This is a genomic window from Kitasatospora sp. NPDC001603, assembly GCF_040298365.1.
Classification (GTDB): Bacteria; Actinomycetota; Actinomycetes; order Streptomycetales; family Streptomycetaceae; genus Kitasatospora.
Genome location: NZ_JBEPAA010000019.1, coordinates 92247 through 109332, shown reverse-complemented (window position 1 = coordinate 109332; position 17086 = coordinate 92247). Strand labels below are relative to the sequence as shown.

Sequence of the window (17086 nt, the reverse complement as noted above, 5' to 3'; positions counted from 1 at the left end):
GGGCGGTTCGGGGCGGTTCGGGGTGGAACGGGTGGTCGCCGGGCGTCCGGGTCAGTTCCGGCCGAGGGCGCGCTGCACCAGGTCGGCGACGTCCATGGCATCGATCAGGTCGGCGTCGTCCTCGGCCGGTTCGGCCGCCGCGTCGGGTGCGGGGGCGTCCTCGGTCTCGACGAGGGCGAGCAGGGTGTCCAGGAGGCCGGCCTCCTTGAAGCGGGCGAACGGGACGTCCGCGAGCGCGCGCCGCAGGTCGTCCTCCCGCCCGTCGAGGTCGTCGCCGGTGTCCCGCAGGAGTTCGGCGCGCAGGTAGCCGACGAGGGCGTCCGGGGTGGGGTAGTCGAAGATCAGGGTCGCGGGCAGCCGCAGGCCGGTGGCGACGTGGAGGCTGTTGCGCAGGTTGACGGCGGCCAGCGAGTCGAAGCCGACCTCCTGGAAGGCCTGCAGCGGGCCGATGCTCTCGGCGCCGCTGTGGCCGAGGACGGTCGCGGCGTGGCCGCAGACCAGCTTCAGCAGGATCCGGCCCTGCTCCGCCTCCGGGACGGCCCGCAGCGAGTCCACCAGCGAGGAGGTGGTGTCGCTGTTCCCGCTGTCCGGCTGGGAGGCCCGCAGCGCGGCGTCGGCCTCGGGGAGGTCGGCGAAGAGCGGGCTGGCCCGGACGGAGGTGAACGCCGGGATGAAGGCGTCCCAGTCCATGTCGGCCACCGTGACGAACTTCTCGTGCGCCCGCACCGCCTGCTCGAAGGCGGTCATCGCGACCTGCGGGGCCATCGGCAGGACACCCCGGCGGCGCAGCTGGGCGAGGGTCGCCTCGTCCATCCCGGCGCCGACCTGGTCGAGGGCGCCCCAGGCGATCGAGGTCGCCCGCAGGCCGCGTCCGCGACGCCACTCGACCAGCGCGTCCAGCACGGTGTTGGCCGCGCCGGAGACGCCCTGCCCGCCGCCGCCCCAGACGCTGGCGATCGAGGAGAAGACGACGAACGCGTCGAGCGGGGTGTCGGCGAACAGCTCGTCGAGCCAGAAGGCGGTGTCCACCTTGGCGGCGAAGACCTCGGCGAGGTCCGCCGCGCCGGTGTCGGTGACGGAGCCGGTCCAGGCCATGTCGGCCGCGTGCAGCACGGCGGTGAGCGGCTGGTCCGCGGGCGCCTCGGCGACCAGCCGGGTGAGTGCGTCCCGGTCGGCGTCGGCGCAGGCCACCACGGTGGTGCCGGTGCCCAGTGCGGCGAGTTCCGCCCGCAGCCCGGCCAGGTCCTCCTCGGCCGTCCGGGGGCCGGTGGTGACGATCAGCCGGCTCGCGCCGGACTCCGCCAGCCAGAGCGAGGCGTTGCGGCCGAGCCCCTCGGCGCCGCCGGTCACCAGCACGGTGCCACTCGGCTGCCAGCCGCCCGTGGTGGGCTCCGGCGCGGCCTTGCGGACCAGCCGGCGGCTGTAGACGCCGGAGCGGCGGACGGCGAGCTGGTCGTCGCCGGCGGCGCCGTTCAGCGCGCCGAGCAGGTACTGCGCCGTCCGGGCGTCGTGCGCGGCGGGCAGGTCGATCAGACCGCCCCAGCGGTCGGGGAACTCCAGCGCGGCGGCCCGGCCCAGGCCCCACAGCGCGGCCTGCGCCGGCGCGGTGAGGGTGTCCTGGATCCCGATGTTCACGGCGCCCCGGGTGAGGCACCAGAGCGGGCGGCCGGGCGCGGCGTCGCCGAGCGCCTGGATGAGCGCGAGGGTGGCCACCGTGGCGCTCACGTCCGGCCCGGTGGTCCCGGGGTCGAGCGCGAGCAGCGAGAGCACGCCGGTCACGTCCTGCTCGGCCAGCACGGCGGTCAGCCGTTCGGTGAGGCGCGCGCGGGTGGTCTCCTCGGCCGCGACCTCCAGGGTGACGAGGTCGAGGCCCTGCGCGGCCAGCGCGGCCGGCAGGCCGTCGACGGGTGCGTCCGCCGGTCGCCCGGACGGGACGACCACCAGCCACCGGCCGCCCGGCACACCGACGGCCTCGCGTTCGAGCGGCCGCCAGGTGACGTTGTAGCGCAGCTTCTCGGCGCTGGACCGGCGCCGCCGCCGGCCCCGCCAGTCGGCCAGGACGGGGGTCAGCGTGCGCAGCGCCTCGCGCTGGTCGGCCGCGGCCAGGTCGAGCAGTCGGGCGAGCGAGTCGGGGTCGGTCTGCTCCACGGCCGCCCAGAAGTCGGCGTCCGCGCCCTCGGCCGCCGAGGCGGCGTCGTCGGGCGTCTCGCCCTCCTGGAGCCAGAAGTGCCGGCGGTCGAAGGCGTAGGTCGGCAGCTCCGCCAGCGGGGCGTCGGCCCCGGCCGGCAGGATGCCGGTCCAGTCCAGGGCGACGCCCCGGACGAAGAGTTCGGCCATCGAGGCCAGCAGCCGGCGCGGCCCGCCCTCCTCGCGGCGGAGCGTGCCGCCGACGACGGCGCGCAGCCGGACGCTGTCGTCCTCGGCGGTGTCGAAGATCTCGTTGACCGGCTGGACCAGTACGGGGTGCGCACTCGCCTCGACGAAGACGGTGTGGCCCTGGCCGAGCAGGGCGGCGACGGCCGGCCCGAAGCGGACCTGGCCGCGCAGGTTGCGGTACCAGTAGCCGCCGTCCAGCACGCCCGCCCCGTCGATCCACTCGCCCGTGACGGTGGAGAGGAACGGGACCAGCGGGGCCTGGCTGCGGATGTCCGCGAAGGCCTTCGCCAGGGTGTCCTCGATCGCCTCGACGTGGCGGGTGTGGGAGGCGTAGTCCACCGCCACCCGGCGCACCCGGACACCGTCGGCCGCCAGGACCTCCAGCGCCTCGTCCAGCGCCTCGGCGTCACCGGCCACCACCACGGAGGTCGGACTGTTGACCGCGGCGACCTCCACCCGGTCCGCCCACGGCGCCAGCCGGACCAGCGCGTCGGCCTCGGAGAGCGCCGCCGAGGCCATCCCGCCGCGCCCGGCGAGGCTGCCGGCGATCACCTGGCTGCGCACCGCGACGATCCGCGCGGCGTCCTCCAGGGACAGCGCACCGGCCACGCAGGCCGCCGCGATCTCGCCCTGGGAGTGGCCCAGCACGGCGTCGGGCACCAGGCCGACCGAGGCCCAGACGGCGGCCAGGCCGACCATCACCGCGAAGCTCGCCGGCTGGAGCACGTCCACCCGGTCCAGCAGCTCGGCCGGCGCGTCCCCGCGCAGCACGTCCACCAGCGACCAGTCCACCCACGGGTCCAGCGCCCGGGCGCACGCCGCCACTCGCTCGGCGAACACCGGCGAGGCGTCCAGCAGTTCACGCCCCATCCCGACCCACTGCGAACCCTGCCCCGGGAAGACCAGCACAGTGCGGCCCGGTCCGCCGGAGGACGCGGCGGTCCCGGTCACCACGGCGGGGCTGCGCTCGCCCCGGGCCAGCGCGGCCAGCCCGGCCAGCGCCTCGGACCGCGAACCGGCCACCACCACCGCGCGCTCGGCGAGCACCGCCCGTCGCGCGATCAGTGCCCCGGCGACTCCGGTGAGCGGCGCGGCCTGCGCCGACTCCACGAAGGCCACCAGCCGGCCGGCCTGGCCCGCCAGCGAGGCGGCGCTCCGCGCCGACACCACCAGCGGCACCACCGCGTCGGGCGCGGGCCCGTCGGCCGGCTCCGCGGGGACCGGCTCGGGGCCCTCCTCCAGGATCACGTGCGCGTTGGTCCCGCTCGCACCGAACGACGAGACCGCCGCGCGGCGCGGCCGGCCGTCGCGCGGCCACTCCCGCGCCTCGGTGAGCAGTTCGACGGCGCCCGCCGCCCAGTCCACCTGCGGGGTCGGCTCGGTGACGTGCAGGGTCGCGGGCATCACGCCGTGCCGCATCGCCTCCACCATCTTGATCACGCCGGAGACACCCGCCGCCGCCTGGGTGTGGCCGATGTTGGACTTCAGCGAGCCGAGCCGCAGCGGCCGGTCGGCGGGCCGGTCCTGGCCGTAGGTGGCCAGCAGCGCCTGGACCTCGATCGGGTCGCCCAGCGACGTGCCGGTGCCGTGGCCCTCGACCACGTCCACCTCGGCGGCGCTCAGGCCCGCGTTCGCCAGCGCCCGGCGGATCACCCGCTGCTGCGAGGGGCCGTTGGGCGCGGTCAGACCGTTCGACGCGCCGTCCTGGTTCACCGCGCTGCCGCGCAGTACGGCCAGGATCCGGTGCCCGTTGCGCCGCGCCTCGGAGAGCCGCTCCAGCACCACGACGCCCACGCCCTCGGCCCAGCCGGTGCCGTCGGCCGTCGCCGAGTAGGCCTTGCAGCGCCCGTCGGCGGAGAGGCCGCGCTGCCGCGAGAACTCCAGGAAGGCGTCCGGGCTGGACATCACGGTCGCGCCGCCGGCCAGTGCCATCGAGCACTCGCCGCGCCGCAGCGCCTGCGCGGCCAGGTGCATCGCCACCAGGGACGACGAGCAGGCCGTGTCCACGGTGACCGCCGGGCCCTCGAAGCCGAACACGTAGGACACCCGGCCCGAGGCGACGCTGGAGGACGTCCCGGTCATCACGTAGCCCTGCACGTCGTCGGGCACCTGCCGCAGCCGGGTCACGTAGTCGTGGTGGACGATGCCGGTGAAGACGCCGATGTCGCGGCCCCGGGTGGAGAGCGGGTCGATCCCGGCCCGCTCCAGTGCCTCCCAGGAGGTCTCCAGCAGCAGCCGCTGCTGCGGGTCCATGGCGAGCGCCTCACGCGGCGAGATGCCGAACAGCCCGGCGTCGAACTGGGCCGCGTCGTGCAGGAATCCGCCGACCCGGGTGTAGCTGGTGCCCGGGTGGGCCGGGTCCGGGTGGTACAGCTTGTCGACGTCCCAGTCCCGGTCGGTGGGGAAGGCGGAGAGACCGTCCCGCCCCTCGGCGACCATGGTCCAGAGCTCTTCGGGGGTGTTCACGCCGCCCGGCAGCCGGGTGCTCATGGCGATGATGGCGATCGGCTCGTCCGGGTCGGTCGCGGCCGCCGTGGGCGCCTGCCCGTCCGCCGGCCGCTCGCCGAGCAGTTCGGCGCGCAGGTGGTCGGCCAGTGCGGCCGGGGTCGGGTAGTCGAAGACCAGGCTGGTCGGCAGGGACAGGCCGGTGAAGTCCTGCAGCCGGTTGCGGAGTTTGACGGCGCTGAGCGAGTCGAAGCCGAGCTCGCGGAACGGCTGGCCGGCGTCGAAGGAGTCGGCGCCCTGGTGGCCCAGGACGGCGGCGGCGCTCTCCTGCACCAGCGCCATCAGCCGGCGGTGCTGTTCCGCCGGGGCGAGGTCGGCGAGGCGGGCGGCCGCCGAACCGCCGGCCGCCGCACCGCGCCGCACCACGCGCCGGGCCAGCGGGGCGTCCGCCGGGGCCGCCGGAACCGCCATGGGAGCGGCGTCGGCACGGGTGGCCCCGTCGGTGCCCGCCGGCGTCAACGGCCCGATGGTGGCGACCGGTTCGCCCTCCGCGTCGGCCAGCTCCAGCAGGTGGCGCCCGCCCTCGGCCGGGGTGATCCGCAGCCGCAGGGCGGCGGCGCCCTCCGCGTACACGGCGAGCTCGGCGCAGGCGGCCGGCTCGCGGTCGCGCCCGTCGGCGTCGCCTCCGGTGTGCGCGGCGAGGACCTTCAGCGCGGTGTCGACGAGCGCCGGGTGGAGCGTGAACGCCTCGGCCTCGGCCAGGAGTTCGGCGGGCAGCTCGATGTCGGCGAGGAGCCCGCCGTCGCGCTGCCAGAGCCTGCGGACGCCGGCCACCTTCGCGGCCGGGGACACGGTGTCCGCCGCCTCGCCGGCGTCCGCGGTGTCCGCCGCGTCCTCGGCGGACGGCCAGTCCCGCAGGTCGAAGCCGGGCTGCGGCAGCCCGGGGGCCAGCAGGGCGCGGGCGTGGCAGACCCAGGGGCCCTGCTCCGGACCGGCCGTCCGGGAGTGCACGCCGGCGCGGCGCAGGCCGTCCGTGCCCGGGGCCTCCACCGAGACCCGCAGCTGGAGGTCCCCGTGGCCGGGCAGGACCAGCGGCGTCACCACGGTGAGCTGCCGGACGGCGCCGCTGGCGGCCTCGCTGCCGGCCAGGACGAACAGGTCCAGCAGCACGGCCGCCGGGACGGCGGTGTCACCGGGGCCGGCCGGGTCGACCAGCAGGCCGCGGCTGCGCCGGGTCAGCCGCCCGGTGAGCACCACGCCGGTGCCGCCGTCCTCGCCGGGGACGTCGACGACGGTGCCGAGCAGCGGGTGCCCGGTGCTGCGGGCGCCGAGCGCCTCGGCGTCCGCGGCGGCGCCGCTCTCGACCCAGTACCGCTCGTGCTGGAAGGCGTAGGTGGGCAGTTCGGCGCCGACCGCCGTGACCGGCCGGCCGAGGACGGCGGGCCAGTCCACGTCCACGCCGCGCACGTGCAGTTCGGCGAGCGCGGTGAGGACGGCGGTGTCGTCGGGGGTGTCGCCGCGCAGGGTGGCGACGCAGCCGCCGGCCTGCCGCTCGCCGAGCGTGCCGAGCGCCATCGCGGTCAGCACCCCGCCCGGGCCCAGTTCGAGGTAGGTCGTGGCGCCCTGGTCGCGCAGCGCGGTGACCGCGTCGCCGAACCGGACGGCGTCGCGCACCTGGTCGACCCAGTACGCCGCCGTCCCGAAGTGCCCCTCCTCGGCGAGCCGGCCGGTGACGGTGGAGACCACGGGGATGCTGCCCGGCCGGTACCTCAACTTGGCCGCGACCGCCTCGAACTCCGCCAGCATCGGCTCCATCAGGGCCGAGTGGAAGGCGTGGCTGACGGTGAGCCGCCGGGTCTTGTGACCGGTCCGGGCCAGCTCGGCCGCGACGGCGAGCACCGCGTCCTCGGCACCGGAGAGCACCAGCGAGTCGGGGCCGTTGACCGCCGCGACACCGACCACGCCCGCCCCGCCGGCCAGCAGCGGCGCGACGTCGGCCTCGGTCGCCCGCACCGCGACCATCGCGCCGCCGGCCGGCAGTGCCTGCATCAACCGCCCTCGGGCGGCGACCAGTTCGCCCGCCGAGGCGAGGTCGAGGATGCCGGCGGCGTGGGCGGCGGCGAGCTCGCCGATCGAGTGCCCGGCCAGCAGGTCGGGCCGTACGCCCCAGGAGGTGAAGAGCCGGAACAGCGCCGTCTCCAGGGCGAAGAGACCGGCCTGGGTGTACAGGGTCTCGTCGAGCAGCGCGGCCTCCGCCGTACCGGGGTCGGCGAAGACGATCTCGTGCAGCGGGCGCGTCGACGCGCCGTCCAGGTGCCGCTCGACGGCGGCGCAGGCGGCGGCGAAGGCGTCCCGGAAGACCGGGAAGGCCTCGGCGAGGCGGCGGCCCATCCCGGCCCACTGGCTGCCCTGCCCGGTGAAGAGGAAGGCCAGCCTGCCGTCGGCGGCGGCGGCGTTGCCGACCACGGTCGTGGCGTCGGGCGTGCCCGCTTCGAGGGCGCGCAGGGCGTCGGCCAGCTGCCGGCGGTCACCCGCCAGCAGCACCGCGCGGTGGTCGAGCCCGGCCCGGGCGGTGGCGAGCGCGTGGGCCGTCCCGGCCAGCGGGACGTCGGACCGGTCGTCGACGAAGCGGGCGAGCCGCCCCGCCTGGCCGCGCAGCGCGGCCGCCGACCTGGCCGAGACCGGCACCGGGACGGGCACCGGCGGCGCCTGGGCGGCGTCGGCCGGGTCCTGCGGCGGCGCGGGCTCCGGCACGGCGGCGGCGTCGGCCGGCGCCTCCTGCACCAGGACGTGCGCGTTGGTCCCGCCGATGCCGAAGGAGGACACCCCCGCGCGGCGCGGGCGGCCGGTCTCCGGCCAGTCCCGGGCCTCGGTCAGCAGCTCGACCGCGCCCACCGACCAGTCCACATGGGTCGAGGGCCGGTCCACGTGCAGCGTCCGGGGCAGGACGCCGTGCCGGATGGCCATCACCATCTTGATCACCCCGGCCACCCCGGCCGCGGCCTGGGTGTGGCCGATGTTCGACTTGACCGAGCCGAGCCAGAGCGGCTCCTGCCCGTCCACGCGGTCCTGCCCGTACGTGGCCAGCAGGGCCTGCGCCTCGATCGGGTCGCCCAGCACCGTGCCGGTGCCGTGCGCCTCGACCGCGTCCACCTCGGCCGGCGAGAGGCCCGCGTTCGCCAGCGCCGTGCGGATCACCCGCTGCTGGGAGAGTCCGTTCGGCGCGGTCAGACCGTTGGACGCGCCGTCCTGGTTGACCGCGCTGCCGCTGATCACCGCCAGGACCTGGTGGCCGCGCCGGCGCGCCTCGGAGAGCCGCTCGACGAGCAGCACGCCGACGCCCTCGGCCCAGCCGGTACCGTCCGCGCCGTCCGCGAAGGCCTTGCAGCGGCCGTCCGGGGCCAGCCCGCGCTGCCGGGAGAACTCCACGAAGGTCTCCAGGTTGCCCATCACCATCACGCCGCCGGCCAGCGCCATGGAGCACTCGCCCCGGCGCAGCGCCTGGGCCGCGAGGTGCAGGGCGACCAGCGAGGAGGAGCAGGCGGTGTCGACCGTGACGGCCGGGCCCTCGAAGCCGAACTGGTAGGCGACACGGCCCGACAGGACGCTGCCGGAGCCGCCGGTGAGCCGGAAGCCCTCGACGCCGGCCGCCTGGTGCATCCGCACGGTGTAGTCGTGGCTGTTGACGCCGACGAAGACGCCGATGTCCTGGCCGCCCAGCCCGGTGGGGTCGATCGCGGCGCGTTCGAAGGCCTCCCAGGAGGTCTCCAGCAGCAGCCGCTGCTGCGGGTCCATCGCCAGCGCCTCGTTCGGCGAGATGCCGAAGAAGCCGGCGTCGAACCCGGTGGCGTCGTCGAGGAAGGCGGCGTGGCGGACGTAGGTCTTGCCCGCGCTGTCCGGGTCGGCGTCGTAGTGCCGCTCGATGTCCCAGCCGCGGTCCTCGGGGAACTCGGTGACGGCGTCGACCCCGTCGGCCACCAGCCGCCAGAGGTCCTCGGGGCTGTGCACCCCGCCCGGGAGGCGGCAGGACATCGCCACGATCGCGATCGGCTCGTCGGGGTCGACGGCCGCGGCGCTCGCGCGGCCCGTCCCGGCGCCGTCCGGGGCGGTGGTGCCGAACAGCCTGGCGCGCAGGTGCTCGGCGAGGGCGACCGGCTTCGGGTAGTCGAAGACGATGGTCGAGGAGAGCGTGAGTCCGCTCGCGGAGGCCAGCCGGTTCCGCAGCTCCACGGCGGTCAGCGAGTCGAAGCCGGCCTCCTTGAAGGCCCGGTCGGCCCGGACGGCGTCGGGGGCGGCGTGGCCGAGCACCTCGGCGGCGTGCCGGCGCACCAGGGCCACCAGTTGCTCGGTCCGCTCGGCCTCGCCCAGCCGGGCGAGCCGGTCCCGCAGGGAGCCGGTGTCGGGGCCGGCGGCGGCGCGGACGGTCCGCCGTCCGGCCGGCGCCAGGCCGCGCAGCAGCGGTGCCACGGGGCCGCTGCGGGCGGCCGCGCGCAGGGCGGGCAGGTCGAACCTGGCGGCCACCAGGGCGGCGGGCGTCCCGGCGCCGGCGCGCAGGGCGGCGTCCAGCAGGGCCATCCCCTCGGCGTCGGACAGCCCGGCCATGCCCAGCCGCCTGGTGCGCCGGAGGTCGGCGGTGCCGAGGTGGCGGGTCATGCCGCTGGCCTGGCTCCAGTAGCCCCAGGCGAGCGAGACGCCGGGCAGGCCGAGCCCGCGGCGCAGCTCGGCCAGGGCGTCCAGGCAGGCGTTGGCCGCCGCGTAGTTGCCCTGGCCGGGGTTGCCCAGGACGCCGGCGGCCGAGGAGAACAGCACGAAGGCCGCGAGGTCCAGGCCCCGGGTGAGCTCGTGCAGGTGGAGCGCGGCGTCCAGCTTGGGCCGCAGCACGGTGTCGACCCGGTCCGGGGTCAGCGCGGTGACCACGCCGTCGTCCAGGACGCCGGCGGTGTGCACGACGGCGGTCAGCGGGTGCTCGGCCGGTACCGCCGCGAGGAGCGCGGCGAGCTGGGCGCGGTCGGCGGTGTCGCAGGCGGCGACGGTGACGGTGGCGCCCAGCGCGGCGAGTTCCTCGCGCAGCGCCTGCGCGCCCTCGGCGGCGGGGCCGCGGCGGCTGACCAGCAGCAGGTGGCGGGCGGCGTGCGCGGTGACCAGGTGCCGGGCGACCAGGGCGCCGAGCGTCCCGGTCCCGCCGGTGACCAGGACGGTCCCGGCGGGGTCGAGACCCGCGGCGGTCCCGGCTCCGGGCGCCTCGGCTCCGGGCGTCCCCGCGGTGCGCTCCGGGACGGTGGCCCGGACCAGGCGGGGTACCTCGGCCAGACCCGCCCGGACCCGCACCCGCGGTTCGCCACTGGCCAGCACGGCCGGCAGCAACGCGGCGGCGGAGTCGTCGAGTTCGGCGATCACGATGCGGTCCGGGTGCTCGGACTGCGCCGAGCGCAGCAGACCGGACACGGCGGCGGTCGCGAGGTCGGTCCCGTCCCCGCCCACCGACACGACCAGCCGGGACTGCCCCAGCGCGGGGGCGGACAGCCAGGCCTGGAGCACGGCCAGCGCGGCGGCCACGGCGGCCCGGGGGTCACCCCCCGGGTGCTCCACGGCGTACCGCAGCACCTCCGGGGCCGGACCGTCGGACGCGGCGAGGATCTCGACGTCCCCGGCGGTCGCGATCGCCGCGGTACCGGGGGCGGCGTCCGCCACGGCGGGCAGCGGCAGTTCGGACCACTCCAGCCGGAACAGCGCGTCCTGCGTCAACTCCCCTGCGACACCGTTCTGTTCCGGCGCGTAGGGCCGGGCGAGGACGGCATCGGCGATCAGCACCGGCGCACCGGTCGGGTCGCTCAGCTCCAGCCGGGCCCCCTCGTCCGTCGTCCCGGAGGTGCGGACCAGCAGCTCGGTGGCGCCCGAGGCCAGCAGGGTCACCCCGCGCCACTCGGCGGCGAACGCGCCCTCCGGGAGGGCGGTGCGCACGGCGGCGTCCAGCAGCGCCGGGTGCAGGCCGAAACGGTCGGCGGGGCCGGCCGCGTCGTCCAGCGAGACCTCGGTCACCGGGCCGTCGGCGGGCCGGGCGGCCCGGGTGTCCGCCGGGGCGGGTGCCAGGGTGCCGTGGGCGTGGCGCGTCCACTCCGCGTCCAGCGGCGCGTCGTCCGCGCGGGAGTACACCTCGACGGCGCGCCGCCCGGTGTCGTCTGCCGCTCCCACGGTCATCTGGACGGCGCGCCCCCCGCGCAGCGGGAGCACCACCGGCCGGTCGACGGTCAGTTCCGCGACGGTCGGGGTGCCGACCTCGTCGCCGAACCGGACGGCCAGCTCGACCAGCGCCGCGCTGGGTACCGGGACGGTGTCGCCGACCACGTGCTCGGAGAGCCACGGGTGCGCACCGAGCGACCACCGCGCGGTGGTCATGAAACCGCCAGAGCCGGGCACACCGACGATCGCGCCGATCAGCGGGTGGTCGGCGGCGGCCTGGCCGAGCGAGGCCGCGTCGGTGGCCCGGGTGGTCCGCAGCCAGTAGTGCCGGTGGTCGAAGGCGTAGGTCGGCAGCTCGACGCGGGCGGTGCCGGTCGGCAGCACGCCCGTCCAGTCCACGGCCACGCCGCGGACGAAGAGTTCGGCCATCGAGGCCAGCAGGCGGCGCGGACCGCCCTCGTCCCGCCGCAGCGAGCCGGTGACCAGGGCCTCGGCCCCGGCCTCGTCCACGATCTCGCTCACCGGCTGCACCAGCACCGGGTGCGCGCTCGACTCCACGAACACCGTGTGGCCCTGGTCCAGCAGCGTCGCGATCGCCGGGCCGAACCGGACCTGACCGCGCAGGTTGCGGTACCAGTACCCGCCGTCCAGCACGCCCGCCTTGTCGATCCACTCACCGGTGACGGTGGAGAGGAACGGCACCAGCGGGGCCTGGCTGCGGATGTCCGCGAAGGCCTCCGCCAGGGTCTCCTCGATCGACTCGACATGACGGGTGTGGGAGGCGTAGTCCACCGCCACCCGGCGCACCCGCACACCGTCGGCCGCCAGCACCTCCAGCGCCTCGTCCAAAGCCTCGGCGTCACCCGCGATGACCACGGAGGCCGGGCCGTTGACGGCCGCCACCTCGACGCGGTCCGCCCAGCGCACCAGCCGCTCGACGGCCTCGCTCTCGGACAGCGCCACCGACGCCATCCCGCCGCGCCCGGCCAGGCTGCCCGCGATCACCTGGCTGCGCACCGCCACGATCCGCGCCGCGTCCTCCAGGGAGAGCGCACCGGCCACGCAGGCCGCCGCGATCTCGCCCTGCGAGTGGCCGACCACGGCGTCCGGCAGGACGCCCACGGACGCCCAGACGGCGGCCAGACCGACCATCACCGCGAAACTGGCCGGCTGGAGCACGTCGACGCGCTCCAGCAGCTCGGCCGGGGCCTCACCGCGCAGCACGTCCTCCAGCGACCAGTCCACCCAGCGCTCCAGCGCCGCCGCGCACGCGGCGACCCGCTCGGCGAACACCGGGGAGGAGTCCAGCAGTTCACGCCCCATCCCGACCCACTGCGAACCCTGCCCCGGGAACACCAGCACCGTCCGGCCCGCACCGGACACACTGCCCGTCACCAACCCCGGCGCGGACTCCCCGCGCGCCAACGCGGCCAGCCCCGCCAGCGCCTCCTCCGAGGTGCCGGCCACCACCACGGCACGCTCGTCCAGCAGCGCCCGCCGGGTGACCAGCGCACCGGCCAGGGCCGCCCGGTCACCGGCCGTCACCAACGGCGCCAGCCGCCCGGCCTGGCCCGCCAGCGAGGCCGCGCTCTTCGCCGAGACCACCAGCGGCAGCACACCCGCGGGGCCGGCCTCGACCTCGGCCGGCTCCTCCTCGGGGGCCTGCTCCAGGATCAGGTGCGCGTTGGTGCCGCTGACGCCGAAGGAGGAGACGGCGGCCCGCCGGGGGCGCCCGGTCTCCGGCCAGTCCCGGGCCTCGGTCAGCAGCTCCACCGCGCCGAGCGACCAGTCCACCTGGGTGGACGGCGCGTCCACGTGCAGGGTGGGCGGCATGACGCCGTGCCGCAGCGCCTGGACCATCTTGATCACACCGGCGACCCCGGCGGCGGCCTGGGTGTGGCCGATGTTCGACTTCAGCGAGCCGAGCCGCAGCGGCCGCTCGGCGGGCCGGTCCTGACCGTAGGTGGCCAGCAGGGCCTGCGCCTCGATCGGGTCACCCAGCACCGTGCCGGTGCCATGGCCCTCGACGACGTCCACCTCGGCGGTGGACAGGCCCGCGTTGGCCAGCGCCTTGCGGATCACCCGCTGCTGGGAGAGCCCGTTGGGCGCGGTCAGACCGTTCGACGCGCCGTCCTGGTTCACCGCGCTGCCGCGCAGCACCGCCAGGACATGGTGCCCGTTGGCCCGCGCCTCGGAGAGCCGCTCCAGCACCACGACGCCCGCGCCCTCGGCCCAGCCCGTGCCGTCCGCCGCGTCCGCGTAGGACTTGCAGCGGCCGTCCGTCGCCAGCGCCCGCTGCCGCGAGAACTCCACGAAGGTGTCCGGGGTCGCCATCACGGTCGCGCCGCCGGCCAGCGCCAGCGAGCACTCCCCGCGCCGCAGCGCCTGCGCGGCCAGGTGCATCGCCACCAGCGAGGAGGAGCACGCCGTGTCCACCGTCACCGCCGGGCCCTCGAACCCGAACACGTAGGACACCCGGCCCGAGGCCACGCTCGACGCCGTACCGGTGGCGGTGAAGCCCTCCAGCTCCGCCGGCGCCGCGCTGCCCGCGCCGTAGCTCTGGCCCATGACGCCGGAGAACACCCCGACGTCCGCGCCCTTCAGACCGGCCGGGTCGATACCGGCCCGCTCCATCGCCTCCCAGGACGCCTCCAGCAGCAGCCGCTGCTGCGGGTCCATCGCCAGCGCCTCCCGCGGGCTGATGCCGAAGAACCCGGCGTCGAACAGACCGGCGTCGCGCAGGAACCCGCCGCGGTCGGCGGTGGAGGTGCCGGCCTGCTCCGGATCGCCGGAGAACAGGGCGTCCAAGTCCCAGCCACGGTCCTCCGGGAAGCCGGACAGGGCCTCCCGACCCTCGCGGACCAGCCGCCACAGCTCCTCCGGGCCGGTCACACCGCCCGGCAGGCGGCAGGCCATGCCGACGATCGCGATCGGTTCGTCCGGATCGGCGGGCACCGCCCGGCCGGCCGGCTCCGGGGCCTCGCGCAGGCCGAGGACGCGGGCCCGCAGGTGGGCCGCCAGCGCCTCCGGCGTCGGGTGGTCGAAGCTCACGGTGGCGGGCAGGCGCAGCCCGGTGCTCCCGGTCAGCCGGTTGCGCAGTTCGACGACGGCGAGCGAGGTGAGGCCCAGGTCGCGGAAGGCCTGCCCGGCCGGGACGGCGCCGGTGCCGGGCCGGTTCAGCACGGCGGCGGCCTGGGTGCGGACCAGCTCTTCGAGCAGGGCGAGCTGCGCCCGCTCGTCCAGGCCCGACAGGCGGGCGCGCAGGTCGGCGGTGACGGTCTCGTCGGGCCGGGCGGCGGGCGGCGGGGTGGCCGCGAGGGCGCGCAGGACCGCCGGCACCCGGCCGTCCGGGTCGAGCGGGCCGGTCCGCAGCGCCACCAGCGCCGGGGCGCCGGTCTCGATCAGCAGGTCGAAGGCGGCGAGCCCGTCCCGCAGGTGCCGGGCCCCGGCCTCCTCGGTGGCGTCGGCCACCGGGTAGCCGGTGCTCCAGGCGAGGGCCGAGCCGGCCTGCCCGCGCAGCCGGCGGCTGTGCGCCAGTGCCTCCGTCAGCGCCTCGGCGACGGCGGTGTCCGGGGCCCCGGGGGAGCCGAGCACGGCGGCGGTGCCGGTGACGGCGACGAAGGCGGTGAGGCCGGTGTCGGCCGTGAGCTCGTCGAGGGCCCGGGCGAGGGCCTGGTCCCCGGCGGCGTGCACGACGGCCGTGACCGGGTGACCGAGATCGGCCAGCGCCGTCCGCAGTGCGGCCCGGTCCGTGCCGTCGGCGCTCACCCGGGCGAGCTCCACCCCGGTGGGGAGACCGGCGTCCAGCGGCTCCCCCGCATCCGGCGCGTCGACCAGCAGCAACCGCTCCACCCCGTACGCGGTGGTCAGGTGGCGCACCAGAGCGGCGCCGGCCGGGGTGTCGGCCCCGGTGACCACCACGGTCGCGCCGAGTCCGGCCGGGCCGGCGCCGAGCGGACGGTCGGCGACCGGCACCGGGAGCAGTCGCGGCACCAGTGGTTGCCCGTCCCGCAAGGCGAGTTGGGGTTCACCGGAGGCGACGGCGGCCAGCAGCTCCGGGGCGGACACCTCGGCGTCGGGCCGGGCGTCGAGATCGAGGACGGTCACGGCCTCGGGGCGGTCACTGCCGGCCTGGACGGAGCGCGCGACGGCCCAGAGCGGGACGCCCGCGGGGTCGGGCGCGGCGTCCCCCTCGGTGGCGGTCACCGCGCCGCGGGTGAGCAGGACCAGCCGGGCCCCGGCCGGGACCGGCCGGGTGGCCGAGGCACGGCCCTCGGCGGCGGTGGCCACCGGGTCGAGCAGGGTCACGCCGGGAGCCGGCTCGCCGGCGGCCACGGCGGCGTCCAGGGCCGCGAGGTCGGGGTGGTGCCGGACGTCGAGACCGGCGGCCCGCAGGGCGGTGACGAGCGCGTCGGCCGGCCCGACCACCGCCCAGCCCGGTGCGGCTGTTCCGGCGGCCGCCGGGGGTGCGGGCGGCGCCGGCACCCAGGCCGGTGCCAGCAGGGCGTCATGGTGTCCGTCCGCGGCGTAGCGCAGCCGGGCGGGCTGCTCGGCCAGCAGGCGCCGGACGATCTTCCCGGAGGCCGTCCGGGGGATCCCGGCGACCTCGTAGACCCGCTCGGGCAGCTTGTACGCGGAGAGCCGCTCGCGGCAGCGGTCGATCAGCGCGGCGGTGTCGAGGCCGGCCGGCCCGGGGACCACCCAGGCGACGGGCACCTCGCCGAGCGTGTCGTGCGCCACCCCGGCGACCCCGGCGTCGGCCACGCCCTCGACGGTGCGCAGGACGGCTTCGACCTCGTCGGGGTGGATGTTCTCGCCGCCGCGGATGACCAGGTCCTTGAGGCGGCCGCAGATGGTGAAGTACCCGGCCTCGTCCCGCCGGGCCAGGTCGCCGGTGTGGAACCAGCCGTCCCGCACCGCCGCGGCGGTGGCCTCCGGGCTGTTGTGGTAGCCGACCATGACGTTCGGTCCGCTGACCCAGACCTCGCCCTCCTCGCCGGCCGCGACGTCGAGGCCGGTGCGCGGGTCGACGATCCGCACGCCGACGCCCGGCACGGGCAGGCCGCAGGAGCCCTCGACGCGGGCGGCGTCCGGCGGGTTGATGGTGATCGCGCCGCAGGTCTCGGTGCTCCCGTAGGCGTCGACCAGCGGCACCCCGAAGCCCTCCTCGAAGGAGCGGCGCAGTTCGGAGCCGGTGACGGCGCCGCCGACCAGCCCGATCCGCAGGTCGGGCAGCGACAGACCGGTCCGCCGGGCGGTGGTGACCAGGTGGTGGTAGGTGGTGGGGACGCCGGCGAGGAAGGTGGAGCGGTCCTCGCGGAGCGCGGTCAGGATGTCGTCCGCGGAACTGCCGTCCATGATCCGGGCGGTGGCGCCGGCCACCGGGACGGAGAGCACGCAGGCGATGTGCGAGAGGCTGTGGAAGAGCGGCAGCGGCCACAGCACCCGGTCGTGCTCGGACAGGCCCGGCACGGGCACGTAGCAGGAGGCCACGGACCAGAGGCAGTTGCGCTGGGTGGACAGGACGCCCTTGGGCCGGCCGGTGGTGCCCGAGGTGTAGAACATCCAGGCCACCTCGTCCAGTCCGAGGTCGTCGGGGGCCTCGGTGACGGGTTCGGTGACGGCGAGTTCGTCGAAGGAGAGGGTGCCCGCCGGTGCCGGGGCCGGGCCGGCCACCAGCACGCCGGACGCGCCGGCCGGGGCCGGCAGCAATCGCAGGAACGTTTCTGCGTGACCGGTGTCGGTCAGCGCGAAGACCGCGCCGCTGTCGGTCAGCAGGTACTCGGTCTCGGCCGCCGTGGCCCGCGGGTTCACCGGCACACCGATGCCGCCGGCCCGCACGACGGCGAGATAGCCCTCCACCATGGCGACGGAGTTGCCGAGGCAGAGTGCCACCCGGTCCCCGCGCCGGACGCCGAGGCCGGCCAGGTGACCGGCCAGCCTCCGCGTCCGTGCTTCGAGCTCTCCGTAGGTGACCGCGTGCCGGTCGTCCTCGAAAGCGATCTTGTCCGTGAAACGGACCGCGTTCTCCCGGAGGATGACCGGGATCGGGGTGATCAGATCGGGGCGCACCTTGCCGCGAACT

1 protein-coding gene is annotated in these 17086 nt (G+C 76.8%); it reads right to left on the bottom strand.

What is annotated here, in order from left to right; all coding sequences use genetic code 11:
• Nucleotides 1–51 precede the first annotated feature (51 nt).
• Nucleotides 52–17073: a type I polyketide synthase gene (locus ABT263_RS15210; RefSeq protein WP_352290939.1), complete on the bottom strand. Its 17022-nt coding sequence runs from the start codon at nt 17071–17073 to the stop codon at nt 52–54.
• Nucleotides 17074–17086: the final 13 nt, after the last annotated feature.